The following is a 21,183-nucleotide window of genomic DNA, read 5'->3' on the forward strand; positions in this document are numbered from 1 at the left end:
GCTGCTACTGCGCGGTGCCGTTGAGCGGGGCGAAGGAGTCGTCGCCGTCGATGTCCTCGTCGACGAAGGTCACCGCGGGTTCCCCCTTGGCCGTGGCCGTCCGGGCCGGGCGCACCGCCTTGTAGCCGACGTTGCGCACGGTCCCGATCAGCGACTCGTACTCGGTGCCGAGCTTGGCGCGCAGGCGCCGCACGTGCACGTCGACGGTGCGGGTACCACCGAAGAAGTCGTAGCCCCAGACCTCCTGCAGCAGCTGGGCGCGGGTGAACACCCGGCCCGCGTGCTGCGCGAGGTACTTGAGCAGCTCGAATTCCTTGTAGGTGAGGTCGAGCGGGCGGCCACGCAGGCGCGCGGTGTAGGTGCCCTCGTCGATCACCAGCTCACCCAGGGTGATCTTGCCGGTGTTCTCCGGGCTGGCGACCCCACCGTTGCGGCCGACCAGCAGCCGCAGGCGCGCGTCGAGCTCGGCGGGGCCGGTCCCGGGCAGCAGGATGTCGTCCAGGCCCCAATCCGCGTTGACGGCCACCAGGCCGCCCTCGGTCAGGACCGCGACCACCGGAACAGAGGACCCGGTGCTGCCCAGCAGCCGGCACAGGCCGCGCGCGGCGGCCAGGTCGGTTCTGGCATCGACCAGCGCGACATCGGCGCTACTCGCCTCCAGCAAGGACGACACCTCGGTCGGCGCGGGCCGGACGTTGTGCGCCAGCAGCGTCAACGACGGCAGGACCGCGTCGGGGTTGGGGTCGGAGGTCAGTAGGAGCAGCTCCATGGGGCTCTCCTCCTATCTCGTTGCTCCGCGGACGACAGCAGCCGCGTAGCTACGTCGCCGAAACACAGGTTAAGTCGTGTGCAACATTAGCGCCTCTACAGCCACTACCTCGCAACACGGCGTCCGTTTTGTGTTCTTCGCCCTCACCTCGGTGGGACCAGGGGCCCGCGACCCCCGGCGCCAGCCGCTAGTGTCAGAGCATGCGCAAGCTGATCATCGGGCTTCTCTGCCTGGCCGGTTTGGCGGTGGTCATCGATTTCGGCGCCGCCGCCTATTCGGAGTACCACGTCTCCCGTCAACTGCGGGCGGGCGCGGATCTGTCCGCCGACCCGGAAGTCACGTTCCACGGATTCCCGTTCGCCGCCCAGGCGATGAGCGGCCGCTACGACGACGTGACGATCCGTGCCCGCGCCGTGCGGCCCGACATCCCCGGCGAGGTCGGCATCGAGGCCAAGCTGCAGGGCTTGCACGCCACGGCCAGCGAGTTGCTCGACGGTGCGGCGCGCACGGCGCAGGTCGACCGGATCGACGCGTTGATGCGTTTCGAGCCCACCGAGCTCGGCAAACTCTTCGGCATCCCGGACCTGCAGGTCCACACCCCGCCGGCCGACAAGTCCGACGGCACGGGCGGCTCCGGCGGGTCGGGAATGACCACCGCGGGCGTCCTCGTCCTCAAGGGCACCCTGCCGACCGCGGCGAACGGCCGCGTCCTGCCCGCCGGTGTCACCCCGTCCAGTTCCGCGACCCGCGTGCCGGTGCAGATCCAGGCCGACCTGCTGCTCGAGGGCGACAAGGTCCGTATCCAGGCGACCGGTTTCTACACCGACACCACCAGCACGGTCGACACCACCGCCGCGGTCAAGACCGATTCGAAGATCCCCGAGACCGATCACGCCGCAGTGCTCGCCCGCTTCAGCCGTACGATCGATATCAAGGAGTTGCCGTTCGGTGTCGCACCGACCGAGGTGTCGGCGCTCGGCGGCCAGATCGTTGTCGAGGGTGTCGGCCGCAACGTCACCATCGACCTGGACCGATTGCAGCAACCATGATCGAGATCGTCATCCTGGCCGCCGTCATCGCGGCCGCCGTCGCGGTCGGTTTCTACCTGTCGCGCAGGCAGGGACAGGTTCGTCCCGCCACCCTCGACCCCGAGACCCAGCAGCGCGCCCGCCTGCTCGACGCCGCCGGCGTGACCGGTGCGGCCCCCGCGGTGCTGCACTTCTCCGCCGACTGGTGCGGCCCGTGTGACGCGGTCCGCCGGGTCGTCGCCGGCGTCACCGCCGACCTGTCGGAGTCCCCGAATGCCCCGCGCGACATCGAGATCGACATCGACGCCGATCCCGCGCTGGCCCGCGAGCTCAATGTCCTCTCGCTGCCGACGACCTTCGTCTTCGACGCCGAGGGCAAGGAGCGCTTCCGCATCTCCGGCGTCCCCAAGGCGGGCGACCTTCGCACCGCCCTCGAGCCCCTGACGGTGTGATCTAGCCCCATATCCAGGGGGGCCGAGACATTCTCCGGTATGACCGGGTAAACTACTTCTCGTGCAAACCGACCACGAGCTGATGCTCACCCGACGCCGCACAGTTGATCTGTGTCGCCTCGGTGGTTGTTGCTGCCTGTGCTGCTGAACGATCGGCTTTTTCTCTCCCGAGATTTCTGACGTCGATCTATGCCCGCCGTGCGAGTGATCCTCTAGATCCCCCGGTGACCAGGCAGATCCCCCTGACTTACACAAGCCCAGGAGTTCGCACAATGACCCGTTCCTCTGAATCTCCCCCTCGCGTCGATGTCCGCGGGCCGCGTTTCGTGGCCTGGATCACCACCGGCGTGCTGGTTCTCGTGCTTCTCGTCAGCGCCTTCTCGACCGCCGCGGCCGCGATCCTGATCGGCCTGCAGGCCGTCGTCTTCGCGATCGGCGCGATCAGTGGCCCCGCCAAGCACCCTTACGGCCGGATCTACGCCGCGTTCGTCGCGCCGCGCAATGGTCCGCCCACCGAGACCGAGCCCGTGCCGCCGCTGCGTTTCGCGCAAGCGCTCGGCTTCGTGTTCGCCGGTCTCTCCCTGCTGGGCTTCGCGCTCGGCTCCTCGATCGTCGGCGCGGTGTTCGCCGGCTTCGCCCTGTTCGCGGCGTTCTTGAACGCGGCGTTCGGGGTCTGCCTGGGCTGCCAGATCTATCCGCTGGTAGCTCGCTTCCGCCGGTCAGCTCCACACATTGGCGGAACTGGCCGGCCCTCCGTGGTTACGCAAGCTGCCTCCTCCGGGCCTGAGTCCAACTCCGCCGCTCCGGCACCGAACTGACCCCCTTGCACGTCTCTGAAAGGAACAACATGGCTCGCTCCGATGTCCTGGTCTCCGTTGACTGGGCCGAAGAGAACCTCAACGCCCCCGGCGTCGTCTTCGTCGAGGTCGACGAGGACACCTCCGCCTACGAGGGTGGCCACATCGAAGGCGCCATCCGCCTTGACTGGAAGACCGACCTGCAGGATCAGGTCCGTCGCGACTTCGTGAACCAGGAGCAGTTCTCCGACCTGCTCTCGGCGCGCGGCATCGGCAACGACGACACCGTGGTGCTCTACGGCGGCAACAACAACTGGTTCGCGGCCTACGCCTACTGGTACTTCAAGCTGTACGGCCACAACGACGTCAAGCTGCTCGACGGCGGCCGTAAGAAGTGGGAGCTCGACGGTCGTCCGCTCTCGCGTGACGCGGTCTCGCGCCCGGCCACCCAGTACAAGGCCGCCGCTCCCGACCTGAGCATCCGCGCCTTCCGTGACGAGGTCATCGCGGCCATCGGCACCAAGAACCTGGTCGACGTGCGCAGCCCCGACGAGTTCTCGGGCAAGATCCTCGCCCCCGCGCACCTGCCGCAGGAGCAGAGCCAGCGTCCCGGCCACATCCCGGGCGCGATCAACGTGCCGTGGAGCAAGGCCGCGAACGAGGACGGCACCTTCCGCAGCGACGCCGACCTGGCCGAGCTGTACAAGGACGCGGGCCTGGACGGCGAGAAGGAGACCATCGCCTACTGCCGCATCGGCGAGCGTTCCTCGCACACCTGGTTCGTGCTGCAGGAGCTGCTCGGCCACCAGAACGTCAAGAACTACGACGGCAGCTGGACCGAATACGGTTCCCTCGTCGGAGCGCCTATCGAGTTGGGAGCGTAATCAATATGTGTGCAGCACCTACCCAGGGACAGGCCATTCCGGCCGGCGTCGATGTGGAGAAGGAAACGGTCATCACCGGCCGTGTCCTGAGCACCGACGGCCAGCCCGTCGGCGGCGCGTTCGTGCGTCTGCTCGACGGCAACGGTGACTTCACCGCCGAGGTCGTGGCCTCGGGCACCGGTGATTTCCGCTTCTTCGCCGCGCCGGGTTCGTGGACCCTGCGCGCGCTGAGCTCGTCGGGCAACGGCTCCGCCGAGATCAGCCCCGAGGGCGCCGGCATTCACGCCGTCGACGTCGCGGTCGCCAAGTAAGAAGCTCACAACGGCCCTGGTAGTTCCTGTGCGGGAACTACCAGGGCCGTTTTCGTATCTGTTGCGAGGACTGGCTAGACTCCGATTGTGGTCATCTTCTTCGAGGTACTCCTTGTCGCCGTGTCGATTCTCATCGGCTGGTTCGGCCTGTACGTCTTCTACCGGCTCTTCACCGAGTCATGAGCGGGCTCGCTGGCGAAGGTAACGAACCGGCCGAGCGAGCGAGCACAGAGCAAGGCGCTCCGGCCGAGCGTCGTAGCGGCGACGAGGCAGTCAACGTCGCCGCCGAACGGGCGAAGGAAACCGGCGCCCGAAACATTTCGGTGCTGCCCGGCCTCCCCCTGCCCGAGGACACGGCCAATCTGCGGCTCGGCCCGGATCTGAACCACGCCATGCTGGCCCTGCTGCCGCTAGTCGGCGTGTGGCGCGGCGAGGGCGAAGGCCACCACCCCGCCGAGGGCGACTACCGCTTCGGCCAGCAGATCATCGTCTCCCACGACGGCGGCGACTATCTGGCCTGGGAATCGCAGACCTGGAAGCTCGACGCGGACGGCAAGTACACCGGCCCGGATCTGCGCGAGAGCGGCTACTGGCGGGTCGGCGGTGAGGGCACTGACGAGCTGCTCGAGCTCCTGCTCACCCACAGTAACGGCGTCATCGAGCTGTACTACGGCAAGGCCCGCAACCAGGCGTCCTGGGAGCTCGCGACCGACGTCTCCATCCGCAGCACCTCCGGCGCGGTGGTGGGCGGCGCCAAACGCCTCTACGGCATCGTCGACAACGGCGATCTCGCCTACGTGGAAGAACGCGTGGACCCCGACGGCGCGCTCGTCCCCCGCCTGTCGGCGCGGCTGGTCCGCTACATCGGCTGAGATTCTTCGCGAACGGCCCGTCCAGAACACTTCTGGGCGGGCCGTTCTCGTTGTGAAATGGAGCGACCCCCGAGCCGTTCCACCGCGATCTGTGAACGCGATGGTCCCGGTTGGATCTTCCGGGGGCTCGGGGGTCGGGTGACTGCCTGGGATTCGCTCAGCGCACCGCTGGGGAATCTCCCGCAGTGGAGCTGCTAGCGGGCAGCCACCTCACGCATCCGATGAACATACATTCTTCAGACCACCTCCTCTCTTGTGTACTGATGAATCTATCCGCGCTCGGCGCGCTCGGCAATTGATTTAATTGCGGTTCTGACCTGGGTGAATGCGTCAGGTCGCCGAAGCTGTCGTGGCGTGATGATGCTCGATGTGGCAGGTGCCGTTCGCATCGACGGTGACGACGGTGTCGGCACCGTGCCCGCGCGGGAGCTGGTGGGTGACAACGACGACAGTGCGATCCGGAGCCACGAGACCGCTGTCCGCGTCGAGGAGGTCGAGCAGCAGCTGATCGCCTTCGGCGGCGGCCAGGTGTTCGGTCGGCTCGTCGAGGAGCAGGGTGTGCGCCGGGGCCACCAGGGCGCGGGCCAGCAGGATGCGGCGGCGCTGACCACCGGATACGGCGGCCGCGCCCGCGGTGAGCGAGGTGTGCAGACCGTCCGGCAGCGTATCCAGCCACGGCCCGAGACCGACTGTGCGCAGGGCGCTTTCGGCCTCGTCGAGGGTGAGGTCACCACGCGCCACCCGCAGATTCTCCAGAATCGAGGTGCCGAACAGATGCGCGTCCTCCGCGAAGAACGTGACACCGTCCCGGGGCGTATCGAACAACCCCGCCCATGCCATCAGCAACGTCGTCTTCCCCGCCCCACTCGGTCCGACAACGACCACCCGGCGCCCTTCCGGCATCGGTACCCGCATGGCGATCCGCTCGCGGTCCGCGCCGGTGTCGCTGCCCGTACCCGGTGCCGCCGCCGAGATCCCGCGGAGCCGGTGCAGAGCCGCCCTCGAGGTGGTGAGAGCTGTCGCGGCGGCGGGCAGCGCACCCACGGCTTCGAACGCGGACAGCGGCACCAGGACGAGGATCGTGAGAGCCATCGGGGTCATGCCGCCCGGTAGCCCACCGGTCGGACCGTAGGCGGCGATGCCGACCAGCAGCGCACCGAACGCACTCACCCCGATCGACAGCGGAGTGGCCGCAGCCGCCCACGCACTCCGCGAGGCAGCCGAATCCTCGGCGATCACCGCGCGCTGCGAAGCCCTGTGCGCCACCGAGAGTGCCGCATCCAGCCGCCCCGCGACCCGGAGCTCGGCCGCATGGTCGAGCACCGTGAGCCCCTCGGCGGTGAACTCGGCCCGATCGGCCCGCACCGCCCGCTCGGCGTCGCGCGCGGCCACCGCCGACAACCACGGCGCGAGTACCCCCGAAACCCCCAGCGCCACAGCGAGAATAACGGCAGCAAGCGGCGAGATGACGGCGATCAGCCCCACCGCGGCCAGCGACAACACCACCGCCACCGCCACGGGCACCAGCACTCGCACAACCACCGCACCGAGATCGTCGATATCGGCACCGGTCCGCACCAACACGTCCCCGCGCCGCAACTCGCGCCTCGAACCGTCCTCATCGCTGCGATCCGACGAGCCCACACGCGTCCGCCACTCGGCGGTGAGCGCCCGATCGGACTCGTCACCGGGCTGCCCGTCCGAGGAGTTGCTCCGGTCTCGCCGCCACCAGACATCCGACTGCGCCAACGCGCGATACACCGACGTGCGAGCGGTCGTCATCGCCCGCAATGCCACATCGTGGGTGGCCAGCCGCTCCAGGTACCGGCACAAGCCTCGCGAGATGCCGAGCGCCCGCACCGCGACCACCGCGACGCTCAGATCCAGCACCGGCGGCATCTGCCAGGCCCGCGCGATCAACCACGCGGCGAGCGCGGCCAACCCGAGCCCGCTGCCCAGGGCCGCCACTCCCCACGCGATCGCCACCGCGACCCGTGCGGGTGACAACGCGAGCAGCCGCCACATCTGTCGCAGATCGCCGATCACGAGACCGCCCCCACCTTGTCCATCGACGGCGCGTCCGCCGCGACTACCTCGATCACCGCATCAGCCGCTGCCAGCACCGTCGGGCGGTGTGCGACGACCACAACGGTCGCACCGGCGGCGGCGTAGTCGCGCAGGGTGGTGAGCACGCGTTGCTCGCTCTCGGGATCGAGGTGGGCGGTGGGTTCGTCGAGGAGCAGAATCGGCCGGTGGGCGGCGAGCACTCGGGTGAGGGCGAGGCGCTGGCGTTGACCGAGGGAGAGGCCGGTGCCGTGCCGGCCGACGACGGTGTTCCAGCCGTCGGGGAGTTCGGCCAGCACATTCTCGAATCCTGTCGCGGCGCTCACGGCTCGAAGATCATCGGCGGTCGGGTCCGGGGTGGCTCCGAGCAGTTCGACGTTCTCACGCAATGTCCCGGGAACGAGCACGGGTCGCTGCGGTAGCCAGGCGATCCGGCTCCACCAGCGATCGGGGTCGAGTTCGCGCACATCGATTCCGTCGACGAAGACGGCGCCTTCGTCGGGTCGGATCAGCCCCAGAATCGCTTGCACCGTAGTCGATTTCCCGCACCCGTTCGGCCCGGTCAAGACGGTCACCAGTCCGGGTTCGAGCACGGCCGTCAACTGATCGGGCGCAGTGCCCTTCCTTGCGACAACAGACAGTCCACGCACGGTGATTCGCGCCGGTCCGACACCCGCGGCGGACGGGCCGGACTCGCGCGCCGTCCGGCTACCGGATCCGACGACCTCACCCCAGGCAGCGCGAGCGGGCACAACTTCGCCCTGCCGGCGCTCCGGTTCGAGTACCGCGAAAGCCCGGTCGGCTGCGGCCATTCCGTCCTGCGCCGCGTGGAACTTCTCACCCACCTGACGCAGCGGCCAGTACACCTCCGGCGCGAGAATCAACGCCACCAGCCCGCTGTACAACGCCATCTCCCCGAACACCAACCGCAGCCCGATCGCGACCGCGATCAACGCGACACTCAGCGTCGCAAGACTTTCCAGCACCATCGAGGAAAGGAACGCGATCCGCAGCGCGCGCATGGTCCGCTGCCGCAGCGAATCTCCTAGGGCCTGGACCTGATTCACCATCGAGGGCCCGTCCGCACCCTCGCGCCCGAGCGCGCGCAAGGTGGGCATGCCCGCGAAAAGATCGAGGATCTGGTCCGACAACCGCGTGGTCGCGGCGAGCGTCGCCTCGGCCCGCCCCTGGGTGAGCAGCCCGATCAGCACCATGAACACCGGGATCAACGGCACGGTGATCACCGCGATCAGCGCCGAGGTCCGGTCGTGCAGGGCGATGACCACCAGCACCACCGGCGGAACCAGACAGGCCAGCAACAGCGCGGGCAGATAGCCGGTGAACCACCCACGCAATCCGCTGAGACCGTTGCCGACGACGACCGCGATCTCCGTTCGCCGCACGTCGAGTTCCCGCGGTGGCAGTTCGGCGCCGGCCCGCAGCACCGCCGTCTCGAGCTCCGCGACCACCGCGCTTCCGGCGCGATGAGCCAACCGTGCCTGCCACCAACTCGCCAGCCCCCGCACCGCGACGGCCACCGCCAGGACCACCAATTCCGTGGTCCACGCACCGAACTCACGCCGGCCCGGATCCGTGATGACCCCGGCGAGTACCCGCCCCAGCACGAGGGCGATCACCACGATCGTCGCCGTGATCACCAGCGCCAGCGCGACGGCGATCACCAGATGCGGCCGCGCCGACCGTGCGTACCGCCACAGCCGCGGATCCACCGGCCCGCGCCTCGACCGTGTCGTCTCCGGTCCCTCCTGCGACGAGCTCTCCGACACCACAGCGTCCGACCTTTCACGAGCGACTATGTCGCGAGACAAGGCCGACGTCATCGGTCAGCCCTTACCGCTGCGCGGCAGACCCACCGGCGGCGGAATCTGTTCCACCCGAATCCGCTGCCGGAAAACCCAATAGGTCCACCCCTGATACATCAGCACCACCGGCGTAGCGAGCAACGCCGCCCAGCTCATCACCTTCAACGTATACGGCGACGAGGACGCATTGTGGATGGTGAGGTCGTAGAGCGGGCTGATGGTCGACGGCAGCACATTCGGATACATCGACCCGATGATCAACACCGTCGCCGAGACCACACCGAGCGTCGTGCCGACGAAGGCCCAACCGTCACGCCCCGCGAAATTCGCCACCGCGGCGAGCGCGAGCCCGAGCACGGCGGTCACCAGCACGATCCACGTCCACCCGGCGCCGTAGGCGAGCTGCGTCCACAATCCGAATCCGCCGACCACCACCGCGGTGGGAATCAGCAGCAACCTGGCCATCCGCAAGGCATCCGTGCGAACCTCGCCCGCTGTCTTGAGCACCAGGAACACCGCACCGTGCAGCGCGAAGAGAACAGCGGTGGTGAGCCCGCCGAGCAAGGCGTACGGGCTGAGCAGATCCCCGACCGAACCGGCGATCTGCCTGTCCGCGTTCAACGGCACGCCCCGCACCATGTTCGCGAACACCCAGCCCCAGGCCAGTGCCGGAATCCACGACCCGATCCCGATCCCGATATCGCACCAGACCCGCCATGTCGGATCGTTGATCTTGCCCCGGTATTCGATCGCGCACACCCGCAGAATCAAGGCGACGAGCAGGAGCAGCAGCGCCAGATAGAACCCGGAGAACATGCTGGCGTACCACTCGGGAAACGCCGCGAACAGCGCACCGGCGGCGGTGATCAGCCACACCTCGTTGCCGTCCCAGACCGGGCCGATCGTATTGAGCACGACGCGCCTGCGGGTATCGGACCCCTTGCCGAGAATCGGCATCAGCATGCCGACGCCGAAGTCGAATCCCTCGAGCACGAAGTAACCGGTGAACAGCACACCGATCAGGAGGAACCAGAACTGTTGCAGATCCATCGTCGGCTCCTAGTACGCGAAGGAAAGTTGGGGAGTGTCCGTGCTGTCCGAACTCTCGGCGTGCGCCTTGGTGTCCGGCCCGGCCACGACATACCGCCGCATCAGGTAGAACCACACCACCGCGAGTGCCCCGTAGAGCAGCGTGAACACCGCCAGCGAGAACATCACGGTCCCGGCCGAGTGTTCGGAGACCGCCTGCTGCACCGTCATTCGAATATTCGGATCGCCGGTCGGATTGGGCACCACCGCCCACGGCTGGCGCCCCATCTCGGTGAACACCCAGCCCGCGCTGTTGGCCAGGAACGGGGTGGGGATCGCGAGCAGGCTCAGCCAGGAGAACCATCGCTGATCCGGCACCCGGCCACCGCGCGTCACCCAGAACCCGGCCAACAGCAGCAGCACCGACCCGCCTGCCAGCCCGATCATGGCGCGGAAGGACCAGTAGGTGACGAACAGGTTGGGCCGGTAGTCCCCTGGCCCGTACGCGACGTTGTAGGTCTTCTGCAGATCCACCACACCGTCGAGCGTTACGCCGCTGAATTCGCCCTTGGCGAGGTAGGGCAGCACATAGGGCACCTCGAGCACGTGGATCACACCGTCGCAATTGTTGTGCGTGCCCACGGTGAGAACGGAGAAGTCGGGGTCGGTCGCCGTGTGGCACAACGATTCCGCCGAAGCCATTTTCATCGGCTGCTGTTCGAACATCAGCTTGCCCTGAATATCGCCGGTGAAGATCAAGGCGCCGCCGGAGAGCGCCACAACCACCAGGGCGAATCGCCCTACCGGCCGCCACATCGTCCGCGCCTCTTCGCGTTTCACCGAATCGCCGCTGCGCGCGTTGCGCACCATCCACCAGCCCGCGATACCCGCCACGAAGGTGCCCGCGGTGAGAAACGCGCCCGCGACCACATGCGGGAACGCGGCCAATGTCGTGTTGTTGGTCAGCAGCGCCGCAATGCTTTCCAGCTCAGCGCGTCCGGTTTCCGGGTTGTACCGGGCGCCCACCGGATGCTGCATGAACGAATTGGCGGCGACGATGAAGTACGCCGAAGCGTTCACCCCGATGGCGACGATCCAGATGGTCGCCAAATGCACCAGCTTGGGCAGCCGGGTCCACCCGAAGATCCACAACCCGATGAACGTCGACTCCATGAAGAAGGCGATCAGCGCTTCCAGAGCCAGTGGCGCGCCGAAGACGTCGCCGATGAAGCGGGAGTACTCGCTCCAGTTCATCCCGAACTGGAATTCCTGCACGATGCCCGTCGCGACGCCGAGGGCGAAGTTGATCAGGAACAGCTTGCCGAAGAATTTGGTCAGCCGGTACCAGCGTTCGTTGCCGGTGATCACCCAGGCGGTCTGCATCATCGCGATCAGCGGCGCGAGCCCGATGGTCAGCGGAACGAACAGAAAGTGGTAGACGGTCGTGATCCCGAACTGCCACCGGGAGACATCAAGGGTGTCCATCCGACCTCCACCGATCTACTACGACAACTTGTAGTAGATCGTACGCCCGGAATCACCCCGTTCGAGCGTGACAACCGCCACGGCACGCGGAAACCCTTCCCGCAGGGGCACGCCCACCCGTGCCCCACACACGGATCACCAGTCTCCGATGGTCCCCGGCCGGTCGATCCCGAGGTCGACCATGTCGATGATCTCCTGAGCGTTGTCGGGCGCCGACAAGCGAATGCCGTCGAGCTGGTTCACCCGCGCGGCGAGGGTGATGCTCGACAGCAGCCAGATGCTGTCACAGTCGAAAAGGTCCGCGGTGAACAGCGTCTGGTACTTGCACTCCCAGCCGGACTTCTCCGCCACGTTGAACAGCGCACGCTGCGTGACGCCGGGCAGTACGCCGCTCTTGGCGGGCACGGTGATCAGCTGCTTGCCGCGAGCGATCACCACCGTCGAGCGCGGGCCCTCCAGGACCTTGTGTTCGGTGCTGTGGAAGATCACGTCCTCGGCGCCCATCCGCCGCGCGAACCGCAGCGCGGCCATGTTGGTCGCGTACGACAGCGTCTTCGCGCCGAGCAGCTGCCACGGCGCCGCCTGCGCGAGGTCGACCGAGATGCCGCGCGCCAGCGACATCACCTTCACGCCCTCGGCGCGCGCCGTCGCGACCCGCGCGGGTACCGGGGAGACGAGCACATACGCGGTGGGTTGCGGATCCTCCGGTGCCAGTTCCGAGCGCGGCGCGTCGAATTCCGAGTCGCGGCCGCGCGTGTAGATCAGCCGCAACATTCCTTCCTCTTCCGAGCCCCATTCCTTCACGGCAAGTTCCACCGCGGTGCGCCACCTCGACAGGCCCGGCTCCGGCAGTTCCAGCGCCTGCGCCGAGCGACGCAGCCGCGCCAGGTGGAATTCCAGCGCGGTGGCCGTGCCGCCGCGCACCAAAATCGTTTCGAATACGCCATCGCCGCGAAGTGCGCCGATGTCGTCGGCATAAAGCGACGGCACGTTCGCGTCAGCGACCGTCCCGTCGAGTGTCACAAGAACCCGTTCTCCCATGCGCCGAGCGTAGGCGTTATCGCTCTGTTATGCCTATGGCTGCTCCGAATCGCACTCGCGACGCGCGCCGCGAAGACGACCACGTGCGGCACGTGTCGGCAGACGCGCCTACAGTGGGTGTCGTGTCACAGGTCGTCTCCCCCAGTCCTGTTCTCCATACTCCGGGTGCCGTCGCGGGTGCACCCGATACCCCGGACGCCGCGGTCGCCTGGCATTACGGTGATCCGTTCGGTGAGCAGAAGGCCGCCGCGGAGCGGGTCGCGGTCGTGGATCGCTCCCATCGCAGCGTCGCCACGATCACCGGCGCCGAGCGCCTGAGCTGGCTGCACACCATCACCAGCCAGCACATCGCCGCGCTGCCCGACGCGCACAGCGCCGAGACTCTCGACCTCGATCTCAACGGCCGGGTCCTCAATCACTTCGTTCTCACCGACCTCGACGGCACCCTGTGGCTCGATACCGAGGCCGACCGCGGCGCCGAGCTGCTGGCGTTCCTCCAGAAGATGGTCTTCTGGGCCGACGCCAAGCCGCAGGACGCGCCGGATCACGCCGTGCTGAGCCTGCTCGGCCCGCGAGCTGACACGCTGCTCGACGCTCTCGGGATCGCGCAACTGCCAGAGATCTACGAAGCGGCCGCGCTGCCCGGTGGTGGATTCCTGCGGCGGATGCCGGACTCCTTCGATCTGATCGTGCCCAGGGCCGAGCTGTCGGCCTGGTGGAGCAAGCTCACCCAGGCCGGTGCCGCGCCGGCGGGCATGTGGGCCTACGAGGCGCTGCGCGTGGCATCGCTGAGGCCGCGCATCGGCGTCGACACCGACGAACGCACCATCCCGCACGAGGCCCGCTGGATCGGCGGCATCGACGAGCACGGGGCCGTCCACCTCAACAAGGGGTGCTACCGCGGCCAGGAAACCGTGGCCAGGGTCCACAACCTCGGCAAGCCCCCGCGCAATCTGGTGCTGCTGCACCTCGACGGCTCGGCCGACGAGCGCCCGGCGACCGGTGACGACGTGACCGCGGGCGGCCGCACCGTCGGCCGCCTCGGCACCGTCGTCGATCACTACGAACTCGGCCCGATCGCCCTGGCTCTGATCAAGCGTTCGGTCCCCGCGGGCACCGAACTGGTGGTCGGCAGCATGGCCGCGGCCATCGACCCCGACTCGGTCCCCGCCGACGACACCGAGCAGGCGGGGCGCGCCGCCGTCAACCGGTTGCGCGGGCGATGAACCGTCCGGTCATGCGCGTCGGCGATACCGGCCGCGTCGAGGCCGTGTGCGTCGTCCACGCCGAGATCGAGGTGCGCACCCGTGTCGGTCGCACGGCTATCGACAAGCGTCCTGTCGACGGTCGGGTAGCCGTGGCCGCCCTCGGCCTGCACGGTGACCACGTCTGCGACACCGCCCACCACGGCGGCATCGACCAGGCTGTGTACGCCTATGCCGACGAAGACGCCCGCCGCTGGGCGGACGAACTCGACCGCGAACTGCCCGCGGGCTGGTTCGGCGAGAACCTGCGCCTGACCGGCCTTCCGGTCAGCGATGCGGTGCTCGGCGCGCACTGGGCGATCGGCGACAGCCTGCTCGAGGTCAGCGCGCCCCGGGTGCCCTGCGCGACCTTCCAGCAGTGGTCGGGCGAGCAGCGGTGGGTCAAACGCTTCGCCCTGCGATCCGACACCGGCGCCTACTTCCGGGTCCTGACCGAGGGCACCATCGGCGCGGGCGACGAAGTCCGCGTGGTCCACGTCCCCGAACACGGCATCACCGTCCGCGACCTGTTCACCGGCGCCGACCCCGCCCGCCTCGAGCGCCTGCGCGCCGAGGAACCGACCATCTCCGCCGATGTCCGCATGCAGATCGACCGCCACACCCGAACCCGCACCGTGGAGGTCCGCGCATGAGCGGTCAGCGCCCGGAGGCGGCTCGCGTAACCACGCAGGGCGCCCGAGCATGCCCAAGGGAGACAGCATGAGTGTCGAACTGGTCGAAGTCGTGCGATCCGGCTTCCGTGAGTGCGTGCACCGCGGTTCGGTCGTGATCCTCGACGCCTTCGGCACCCCCACCCTCGAACTCGGCGAGATCCACGGCCCGATCTTCCCGCGCTCCACCAACAAGCCGATGCAGGCACTGGCCCTGCTGCGCAACGGTTTCGACCCCGTCGACGACGACGAACTCGCCATCGCCACCGCCTCCCACTTCGGTGAACCCGACCACATCGCCCTCGTCCGCCGCCTGCTCGACCGCTTCGGCTTCACCGCCGGCGACCTCGCCTGCCCACCCGACCTGCCCTTCGAGGAGAAGGCCCGCGCCGCCGCGATCACCGGCGCAGGCCCGAACCCGCTGTACATGAACTGTTCCGGCAAACACGCCGCGATGTTGGCGACCTGCGCGATCAACGATTGGCCGCGCACCGGATACCTCGAGATCGAGCACCCGTTGCAGCAAGCGGTCCTGGCCACCGTCGCCGACGTCACCGGCGAACCGGAGACCGATCTGGGCATCGACGGCTGCGGCCTGCCGATCGTGCCCGTCTCGCTGATCAACCTCGCGCGCGCCTTCGCCGGCTTCACCACGGCCGAGTCCGGCACCGCGCCGCGCCGGATCGCCGATGCCGTTCGAGCGAATCCACGAGTGATTTCCGGCACGAGCGGCCCGGATCTGCTGGCCATGTCGGCGACCCCCGGACTGTTCTGCAAGATCGGCGCCGACGGCGTGCACGCGGGTGCGCTACCTGACGGAAGGGCCTTCGCGTACAAGATCGAAGACGGTCACGATCGGGCCCGGATGCCTCTGACGCTGGCGATTCTGCGCGAACTCGGCGTCGAGTGGACCGATCAGCACACTCAGCTCGCGGCCACCGCGGTGTTCGGCGGCGACGCCAGAGTCGGTGTGATCCGCGCGATTCCGGGAGTCATCTGAGACCGGGCGGTCTGGGCGAAGAAGGGGCAAACCGGGGCGCTTCGACAGGTCTTCACCCACTCCTGGGAGCGCGACGCTCTGACACACGCTAAAGTGTCTGTCAGGAAGAGTATTAATTCGAACGGGGCCGCCAACAAACCCCAGGCCGCCCCGCAGTGACGCGAGGGGGTCAGCCATGGGCCGTGGCCGGGCTAAGGCAAAGCAGACCAAAGTCGCACGTGAGCTCAAGTACAGCTCCGCGCCGACCGACTTCGCGAGCCTTCAGCGCGAGCTGTCGGATAGCGATGCTCCGCCCTACTCCCAACCCAGGAGTAGTGCAGTGCTGTCCGATGAGCATGATGCGGACGAGTCGCCGTCTCGTTGGAACGACGAGGACGACGGCTACGACAGCTGGCGCCGCTGACCTGACAGCGACGAAGGGGGAGGCCTGCCGGCCTCCCCCTTCCAGCCGTTCTCCGGTGAGTGACGACAGGCTCGCAGTAGCAGTTACGGCGAATACCTGAATACGCGACGAGCGTCCTGTGCCATACACAGGACGCTCGTCGTGTCGCCGCCTCGAGGCCCCGACCACCCCGAGCCGACGGGTAAAAACCCTCCGGGTATGGGTTAGCCACTCAGTGGCCGGAACAAACCCTGGACGCACGTGAGCCGGGTCGCGACCATCGCGACCCGGCTCAGTACGGAGCGGAGATCAGAACCTGGGGTGATCACCCAGCAGCACCGCACGCGGCGCTTCGACATCGGCGGCCTTCTTGACCTGACCCAGCGTCCAGCAGTCGATGTGGCGGGCCGTGAGCACCGCCAGCGCACGGTCAGCGTCCTCGGGCGCCACGATCGCGACCATGCCGACGCCCATGTTGAACGTCTTCTCCATCTCGATCCGCTCGACGCGGCCGCGCTGAGCGATCATCTTGAACACCGGCGCCGGGTTCCAGGTGCCACGATCCAGCTCGGCCACCAGACCGGCGGGCAGCACGCGCGCCAGGTTGGCGGCCAGGCCACCACCGGTGACGTGCGAGAAGGTGCGCACATCGGTTTCGGCGATCAGCGCCAGGCAGTCCTTGGCGTAGATGCGGGTCGGCTCGAGCAGTTCCTCACCGAGGGTGCGGCCGAACTCCTCGACGTAACCGGTGAGCGACATCCGGTCGATGTCGAGCAGCACCTTGCGCGCCAGGCTGTAGCCGTTGGAGTGCAGGCCCGAGGAGCCCATCGCGATGACGACGTCGCCGGGACGCACCCGGTCGGGGCCGAGGACCGCATCGGCCTCGACGACGCCGACGCCGGTGGCGGACAGGTCGTAATCATCGGGATCCATCAGACCCGGGTGCTCGGCGGTCTCGCCGCCGAGCAGCGCGCAACCGGCCTTGATGCAGCCCTCGGCGATGCCGGAGACCAGCTCGGCGACCTTCTCCGGGATCACCTTGCCGATGGCGATGTAGTCCTGCAGGAACAGCGGCTCGGCGCCACACACCACCAGGTCGTCGACGACCATGGCGACCAGGTCGAGCCCGACGGTGTCGTGCTTGTCGAGGGCCTGGGCGACGGCGATCTTGGTGCCGACACCGTCGGTGGAGGCGGCCAGCAGCGGCTCCCGGTATCCGCCTTTGAGCGCGAACAGGCCGGCGAAGCCACCGATACCGCCCTGCACCTCGGGTCGGCTGGCCTTCCTGGCCAATGGTCCGAACAATTCGACGGCGCGGTCACCGGCTTCGATGCTCACGCCCGCCGCAGCGTAGGAAGCGCCTGCACCGCTGGGTGTCTGTTCAGTCATTGTGGGGGAAAGCTCCAAACCGAATCGGCGGATAGATGCCTAGTAACTCTATGTGATCCGCCAGTCCGGGTGTCGTGCGGCTCATGCCTCAGCCTCGCTCGCGCTCGGCTGCGGCATAGCGCCGCGCGCGCTGGCACATGATTCGCTCGCTGCGCTCCCTCATGCGCTCATTGTTCCAGCTCGGTGGCGAATGTAGGCGCTTCGCGCCTGTCGGCGGCGATCTCGGCGCGACGCCGCCGCTGTTCGACCGGGTCGGGGACCGGAACGGCGGCGACGAGGCGACGCGTGTACTCGTGCTGCGGGTTACGCAGGATCTGTTCGTTGTCGCCCTCCTCGACGCAAGATCCCTCGCGCAGGACCATGATCCGGTCCGCGAGCTGGTCGACGACGGCGAGGTCGTGGCTGATGAACAGACACGCCCAGCCGCACCCGCGCTGCAGTTCGGCGAACAGTTCGAGCACCGCCGCCTGCACCGACACATCGAGCGCGCTGGTCGGCTCGTCGGCGACGAGCAGATCGGGGTCGAGCACGAGCGCCCGCGCCAGACTCGCCCGCTGACGCTGCCCGCCGGACAGTTCGTGCGGGTACCGGTTCTCGGTGCCCGCGGGCAGCTGCACGTCGTCGAGCATGTGCCTGACCCGCGCGCGGATGCTCGCCTTGTCACCGATGCCGTGCACGACCAGGGGCTCGGCGACGCATTCGCCGACGGTCAACCGCGGGTTGAGCGAGCCCGCCGGGTCCTGGAACACGAACCCGAACCGCCGCCGGATCGGGCGCAGCTTGCGCTGGGACAGATCCGCGATGTCCTGCCCGCGAATCAGCACGTGCCCCTCGCTCGGCCGTTGCAACGCGGCCACACAACGCCCGATGGTCGACTTGCCCGACCCCGACTCGCCGACCAGCCCCAGGGTCTCCCCCGGCCTGATCTGCAAGCTGACGCCGTCGACTGCACGGAAGGCGGGCCGGCCGAACGGCCCGGGGAACGTGACGACCAGGTCCTTCACGTCGAGCACGGGCTCGACGGTCCGGTCGATCGCCGGCCGCTCGATGGTCGCCGCACCGAGGTGTGGAACGGCATCGAGCAGCGCCCTGGTGTACTCGGCCTTCGGGCTGGCGAACAGCTCGTGCACCGGCGCCTGTTCGACCACCTCGCCCGCGCGCATCACCACCACCCGATCGGCGAGGTCGGCCACCACACCCATGTTGTGGGTGATCAGCACGATCGCGCTGCCGAGCCGATCACGCAGATCGCGCAGCAGTTCCAGGATCTCGGCCTGCACGGTGACATCGAGCGCGGTGGTCGGCTCGTCGGCGATGATCACCTTCGGCTCACACGAGATGGCGATCGCGATCATCACGCGCTGCTTCTGCCCGCCGGAGAGCTGGTGCGGGTAGTAGTCGACGCGATGCTCGGGATCGGGCAGCCCGACCAGGCGCAAGAGATCGATCGCCTTGGCCTTGGCGGCTTTTCGGCCCATCCCGCTGTGCGCGCGCAGCGCTTCACAGATCTGGAAGCCGACGGTGAACAGCGGGTCGAGTGCCCGCGCCGGTTCCTGGAACACCATCGACACCTCGCCACCGCGCAGTGCGGTGAGCTGACGTTCGGTCATCGAGGTGACCGGCCGGTCGCCGATGGTCACCAGCCCGCGCACCGACGCGGAATGCGGCAGCAGCCCGATGGCGGTGCGCGAACTCACCGATTTGCCCGACCCGGACTCGCCGACGATGGCGAGCACCTCACCGGGAAACACCTCGTAGGACACATTGCGTACCGCGTTCACAGGCCCGCTGTCGGTCGAGAAGGTGACCGACAACCCCGAAACAGCCAGTGCGGCAGTCTTTTCACTCATCGACTGTTTCCTTGTCTGCCGAAGTGACCGCACGCCGGGTGCGCAGCAGCGGGTTCAGCGTTTCGTCGAGGCTCTCGCCGACCAGCGTCATCCCGAGTACCACCAGCACGATCGCGGTGCCGGGGAAGATCGAGGTCCACCAGATGCCGTTGGAGACATCGTTGAGCGCCTTGTTCAGGTCGTAGCCCCATTCGGCGGCCTGGGTGGGTTCGATACCGAACCCGAGGAAGCCGAGCGCGGCGAGAGTGAGGATGGCGTCGGCGGCATTGATCGTGACGATCACCGGCAGCGAGCCGGTGACGTTGGACAGGATGTGGCGGAACATGATTCGCGTCGTCGACGCGCCGGTCACCCGGGCGGCGTCCACGTACGGCTCGGTCTTCACCGCGACCGTCGCGTTGCGCACCACCCGGAAGTACTGCGGCACATAGACGACCGTGATCGCGATGGCCGCCGACAGCATGCCGCCGAGACTGCTCGACGTGCCGCCCGCGACGACGATCGACACCACGATGGCCAGCAGCAGCGACGGGAACGCGTAGATGGCGTCCATGATCAGCACCAGCGTCTTGTCCACCCAGCGCCCCACGAACCCCGACAGCAGCCCCAGCGGCACACCGATCAGCAGCGACAGCGTCACCGAGATCGCGATCACCAGCAGCGCAGTGCGTGCGCCGAACAGCACCCGCGAGAGCACGTCCTCGCTGCGCACCGAGGTACCGAACCAGTGCTCGGCCGACGGTCCCTGCTGCGGCACGAAAGCCACACCGTCAGCGGAGTTCTGGGCCAGCCCGTAGGGCGCGAGCAACGGCGCGAACGCCGCCACGAACACGAACACACCGACCAGCACCAAGCCGGTGATGAGGGTGACCCGTTGCAGCCCCGAGGTTTTCGACAACAGTTCGGCGCCGGGCAGACGCCGGCGTTTCGCAGCGGTAGTCATCTAGAACCTCACCCTCGGGTCGATCAGCGCGACGATGGCGTCGACGACGAAGCTCATCACCGCGACCACCAGCGCGATGAACGCCACGATGCCCTGTACCGCGATGAAGTCGCGCGCCCGCAGATACTCGGCGAGCTGATAGCCCAGACCTTTCCATTCGAACGTGGTCTCGGTGAGTACCGCACCGCCGAGCATCATCGCGATGCACATCCCCATCACCGTGATGATCGGGATCAGCGCGTTGCGCACCGCGTGCCTGCCGGTGACCACGCGCGTGGACAATCCACGCGCCCGCGCCGCCTCGACGAAATCGCTGCGCAGCGTCTGGATCAGGTTCACCCGCACCAGCCGCAGGAAGATGCCGCCGGTGAGCAGCCCGAGGGCCACCGCGGGCAGCACCGCGTGTTCGAGCACGTCGAGCACATAGGACGGTTCGCCGTAGAGGATCGAATCGATGATCAGGATGTTCGTCTTCGGCGAGACATGTTGCAGCGCAAGCTCTACGTCGGTGCTGGCCCGGCCGCCGACCGGGAACCAGCCCAGCCACACCGAGAAGATCAGCTTGAGCAGCATGCCCACGAAGAACACCGGTGCCGCGTAGGCCAGCACCGCGGAGAACCGCAGGAACGCGTCCGAGGGCGTATCCCGATGTGTCGCGGCGTATCTGCCCAGCGGAACACCGACCGCGAACGCCACGAGCAGACCCCAGAAGACGAGTTCGAAGGTGGCGGCACCGTAGGTGATCACCACATCGCTGATCGCCTGGTTGTCCTGGGTCCGTCCGAAGTCACCATGCAGGAAGCCGGTGATGTACTCCCAATACTGCGTCAGGATAGGGCGATTGAGCCCCGCGGCTTCCTTGCGGTCCTCGATCTGGTCCTGGGTCAGCCGGCCACCCATGGCCGCGCTGATCGGGTCACCGATCACCCGCATCAGGAAGAACACCACTGTCACCAGCAACCACGCGGTCGGCAGAATCAGCAACAGCCGAATCAGCAGGTACCGCAGCAAAGCCACCTGGCGGGAACCCCCGCCGCGCATCCACCCGAAACGCCGCGCCCCGATCGGTGATCCGGGGGCGGCCGCCACCGCACACACATTGGCAGAACCCGGGACCCGGACATTTATGAGCCCGGCCGGGGGTGGTAG

At 67.9% G+C, this 21,183-nt stretch carries 20 protein-coding genes; 10 read left to right on the top strand and 10 right to left on the bottom strand.

Annotated elements, in window-relative coordinates:
* Window positions 1–4 precede the first annotated feature (4 nt).
* Window positions 5–769 (bottom strand): winged helix-turn-helix transcriptional regulator, encoded by a 765-nt coding sequence (locus ACWF99_RS15265; protein ID WP_101464573.1) that lies wholly within the window; start codon window positions 767–769, stop codon window positions 5–7.
* A gap of 200 nt (window positions 770–969) precedes the next feature.
* Between ACWF99_RS15265 and ACWF99_RS15270 the strand changes: the two genes are divergently transcribed.
* From ACWF99_RS15270 to ACWF99_RS15295, 6 genes are all read left to right on the top strand, one after another.
* The gene (locus ACWF99_RS15270; RefSeq protein ID WP_378631811.1) at window positions 970–1,818 is read left to right on the top strand and encodes an LmeA family phospholipid-binding protein; all 849 of its coding nucleotides are present in this window, start codon (window positions 970–972) and stop codon (window positions 1,816–1,818) included.
* The gene (locus tag ACWF99_RS15275) at window positions 1,815–2,249 is read left to right on the top strand and encodes a thioredoxin family protein (RefSeq protein ID WP_378631809.1); all 435 of its coding nucleotides are present in this window, start codon (window positions 1,815–1,817) and stop codon (window positions 2,247–2,249) included. Before ACWF99_RS15270 ends, ACWF99_RS15275 begins: the two co-directional genes overlap by 4 nt.
* Window positions 2,250–2,521: 272 nt before the next feature.
* On the top strand, window positions 2,522–3,067 hold the full coding sequence (locus tag ACWF99_RS15280; protein ID WP_378631806.1) for a DUF4395 domain-containing protein: 546 nt from the start codon (window positions 2,522–2,524) through the stop codon (window positions 3,065–3,067).
* A gap of 29 nt (window positions 3,068–3,096) precedes the next feature.
* Window positions 3,097–3,930, top strand: coding sequence for a sulfurtransferase (locus ACWF99_RS15285; RefSeq protein WP_056818725.1), 834 nt, complete (start codon window positions 3,097–3,099; stop codon window positions 3,928–3,930).
* Between the two features lie 5 nt (window positions 3,931–3,935).
* Window positions 3,936–4,241, top strand: coding sequence for a DUF1416 domain-containing protein (locus ACWF99_RS15290; protein ID WP_056818727.1), 306 nt, complete (start codon window positions 3,936–3,938; stop codon window positions 4,239–4,241).
* A 179-nt stretch (window positions 4,242–4,420) separates the two neighbouring features.
* Entirely contained in the window at window positions 4,421–5,113 is a 693-nt protein-coding gene (locus ACWF99_RS15295; RefSeq protein ID WP_378631803.1) for an FABP family protein, read from the top strand.
* 330 nt (window positions 5,114–5,443) lie between these two features.
* Here ACWF99_RS15295 and ACWF99_RS15300 read toward each other — a convergent pair whose 3' ends face one another.
* The 5 genes from ACWF99_RS15300 to ACWF99_RS15320 all read right to left on the bottom strand — a co-directional run bounded on the left by ACWF99_RS15300 (window position 5,444) and on the right by ACWF99_RS15320 (window position 12,555).
* Window positions 5,444–7,138 (bottom strand): ATP-binding cassette domain-containing protein, encoded by a 1,695-nt coding sequence (locus ACWF99_RS15300; RefSeq protein WP_452536621.1) that lies wholly within the window; start codon window positions 7,136–7,138, stop codon window positions 5,444–5,446.
* Window positions 7,139–7,155: 17 nt separating this feature from the next.
* Window positions 7,156–9,018 carry a thiol reductant ABC exporter subunit CydD gene (gene cydD / locus ACWF99_RS15305; RefSeq protein ID WP_452536363.1) on the bottom strand — a complete coding sequence of 621 codons (1,863 nt, stop codon included), beginning with the start codon at window positions 9,016–9,018 and terminating at the stop codon, window positions 7,156–7,158.
* A 3-nt stretch (window positions 9,019–9,021) separates the two neighbouring features.
* The gene (cydB, locus tag ACWF99_RS15310; protein WP_378658025.1) at window positions 9,022–10,050 is read right to left on the bottom strand and encodes a cytochrome d ubiquinol oxidase subunit II; all 1,029 of its coding nucleotides are present in this window, start codon (window positions 10,048–10,050) and stop codon (window positions 9,022–9,024) included.
* A gap of 9 nt (window positions 10,051–10,059) precedes the next feature.
* Window positions 10,060–11,514, bottom strand: a complete 1,455-nt coding sequence (locus tag ACWF99_RS15315; RefSeq protein WP_378631797.1) for a cytochrome ubiquinol oxidase subunit I — start codon at window positions 11,512–11,514, stop codon at window positions 10,060–10,062.
* A 135-nt stretch (window positions 11,515–11,649) separates the two neighbouring features.
* Complete coding sequence (locus ACWF99_RS15320) at window positions 11,650–12,555, bottom strand: aminodeoxychorismate lyase (RefSeq protein ID WP_378631794.1); 906 nt, start codon at window positions 12,553–12,555, stop codon at window positions 11,650–11,652.
* A 122-nt stretch (window positions 12,556–12,677) separates the two neighbouring features.
* Between ACWF99_RS15320 and ygfZ the strand changes: the two genes are divergently transcribed.
* The 4 genes from ygfZ (at window position 12,678) to ACWF99_RS15340 (ending at window position 15,873) form a co-directional block, all read left to right on the top strand.
* Entirely contained in the window at window positions 12,678–13,781 is a 1,104-nt protein-coding gene (ygfZ, locus tag ACWF99_RS15325) for a CAF17-like 4Fe-4S cluster assembly/insertion protein YgfZ (RefSeq protein ID WP_452536365.1), read from the top strand.
* Between the two features lie 11 nt (window positions 13,782–13,792).
* A complete protein-coding gene (locus ACWF99_RS15330; protein ID WP_378631790.1) occupies window positions 13,793–14,452 on the top strand; it encodes an MOSC domain-containing protein in 660 nt (219 codons plus the stop codon).
* A gap of 67 nt (window positions 14,453–14,519) precedes the next feature.
* Window positions 14,520–15,470 (top strand): asparaginase, encoded by a 951-nt coding sequence (locus ACWF99_RS15335; protein WP_452536367.1) that lies wholly within the window; start codon window positions 14,520–14,522, stop codon window positions 15,468–15,470.
* A gap of 175 nt (window positions 15,471–15,645) precedes the next feature.
* Window positions 15,646–15,873 (top strand): DUF3073 domain-containing protein, encoded by a 228-nt coding sequence (locus ACWF99_RS15340; RefSeq protein ID WP_301904780.1) that lies wholly within the window; start codon window positions 15,646–15,648, stop codon window positions 15,871–15,873.
* Window positions 15,874–16,161: 288 nt separating this feature from the next.
* Here the strand turns inward: ACWF99_RS15340 and purM are convergent, their stop codons facing one another.
* The 4 genes from purM to ACWF99_RS15360 all read right to left on the bottom strand — a co-directional run bounded on the left by purM (window position 16,162) and on the right by ACWF99_RS15360 (window position 21,075).
* Window positions 16,162–17,241 carry a phosphoribosylformylglycinamidine cyclo-ligase gene (purM, locus tag ACWF99_RS15345; RefSeq protein ID WP_101464588.1) on the bottom strand — a complete coding sequence of 360 codons (1,080 nt, stop codon included), beginning with the start codon at window positions 17,239–17,241 and terminating at the stop codon, window positions 16,162–16,164.
* A gap of 167 nt (window positions 17,242–17,408) precedes the next feature.
* Entirely contained in the window at window positions 17,409–19,091 is a 1,683-nt protein-coding gene (locus tag ACWF99_RS15350; RefSeq protein ID WP_378631786.1) for an ABC transporter ATP-binding protein, read from the bottom strand.
* Complete coding sequence (locus tag ACWF99_RS15355; protein WP_378631784.1) at window positions 19,084–20,034, bottom strand: ABC transporter permease; 951 nt, start codon at window positions 20,032–20,034, stop codon at window positions 19,084–19,086. The genes ACWF99_RS15350 and ACWF99_RS15355 overlap by 8 nt, the downstream gene beginning before the upstream one ends.
* Window positions 20,035–21,075 carry an ABC transporter permease gene (locus ACWF99_RS15360; protein WP_358070928.1) on the bottom strand — a complete coding sequence of 347 codons (1,041 nt, stop codon included), beginning with the start codon at window positions 21,073–21,075 and terminating at the stop codon, window positions 20,035–20,037.
* Between the last annotated feature and the right edge of the window lie 108 nt (window positions 21,076–21,183).

The sequence above is a fragment of the Nocardia sp. NPDC055002 genome (assembly GCF_053608825.1).

What these genes read in the sequence shown, in the direction of transcription:
- ACWF99_RS15265 (WP_101464573.1), bottom strand. Translation starts at nt 769, where the DNA reads ATGGAGCTGCTCCTACTGACCTCCGACCCCAACCCCGACGCGGTCCTG.
- ACWF99_RS15355 (WP_378631784.1), bottom strand. Translation starts at nt 20,034, where the DNA reads ATGACTACCGCTGCGAAACGCCGGCGTCTGCCCGGCGCCGAACTGTTG.
- ACWF99_RS15335 (WP_452536367.1), top strand. Translation starts at nt 14,520, where the DNA reads ATGAGTGTCGAACTGGTCGAAGTCGTGCGATCCGGCTTCCGTGAGTGC.
- purM (WP_101464588.1), bottom strand. Translation starts at nt 17,241, where the DNA reads ATGACTGAACAGACACCCAGCGGTGCAGGCGCTTCCTACGCTGCGGCG.
- ACWF99_RS15280 (WP_378631806.1), top strand. Translation starts at nt 2,522, where the DNA reads ATGACCCGTTCCTCTGAATCTCCCCCTCGCGTCGATGTCCGCGGGCCG.
- ACWF99_RS15295 (WP_378631803.1), top strand. Translation starts at nt 4,421, where the DNA reads ATGAGCGGGCTCGCTGGCGAAGGTAACGAACCGGCCGAGCGAGCGAGC.
- ACWF99_RS15320 (WP_378631794.1), bottom strand. Translation starts at nt 12,555, where the DNA reads ATGGGAGAACGGGTTCTTGTGACACTCGACGGGACGGTCGCTGACGCG.
- ACWF99_RS15360 (WP_358070928.1), bottom strand. Translation starts at nt 21,075, where the DNA reads ATGCGCGGCGGGGGTTCCCGCCAGGTGGCTTTGCTGCGGTACCTGCTG.
- ACWF99_RS15340 (WP_301904780.1), top strand. Translation starts at nt 15,646, where the DNA reads ATGGGCCGTGGCCGGGCTAAGGCAAAGCAGACCAAAGTCGCACGTGAG.
- ACWF99_RS15315 (WP_378631797.1), bottom strand. Translation starts at nt 11,514, where the DNA reads ATGGACACCCTTGATGTCTCCCGGTGGCAGTTCGGGATCACGACCGTC.
- ACWF99_RS15270 (WP_378631811.1), top strand. Translation starts at nt 970, where the DNA reads ATGCGCAAGCTGATCATCGGGCTTCTCTGCCTGGCCGGTTTGGCGGTG.
- ACWF99_RS15290 (WP_056818727.1), top strand. Translation starts at nt 3,936, where the DNA reads ATGTGTGCAGCACCTACCCAGGGACAGGCCATTCCGGCCGGCGTCGAT.
- ACWF99_RS15275 (WP_378631809.1), top strand. Translation starts at nt 1,815, where the DNA reads ATGATCGAGATCGTCATCCTGGCCGCCGTCATCGCGGCCGCCGTCGCG.
- ACWF99_RS15350 (WP_378631786.1), bottom strand. Translation starts at nt 19,091, where the DNA reads ATGAGTGAAAAGACTGCCGCACTGGCTGTTTCGGGGTTGTCGGTCACC.
- ACWF99_RS15300 (WP_452536621.1), bottom strand. Translation starts at nt 7,138, where the DNA reads ATGTGGCGGCTGCTCGCGTTGTCACCCGCACGGGTCGCGGTGGCGATC.
- cydB (WP_378658025.1), bottom strand. Translation starts at nt 10,050, where the DNA reads ATGGATCTGCAACAGTTCTGGTTCCTCCTGATCGGTGTGCTGTTCACC.
- cydD (WP_452536363.1), bottom strand. Translation starts at nt 9,018, where the DNA reads ATGACGTCGGCCTTGTCTCGCGACATAGTCGCTCGTGAAAGGTCGGAC.
- ACWF99_RS15285 (WP_056818725.1), top strand. Translation starts at nt 3,097, where the DNA reads ATGGCTCGCTCCGATGTCCTGGTCTCCGTTGACTGGGCCGAAGAGAAC.
- ACWF99_RS15330 (WP_378631790.1), top strand. Translation starts at nt 13,793, where the DNA reads ATGCGCGTCGGCGATACCGGCCGCGTCGAGGCCGTGTGCGTCGTCCAC.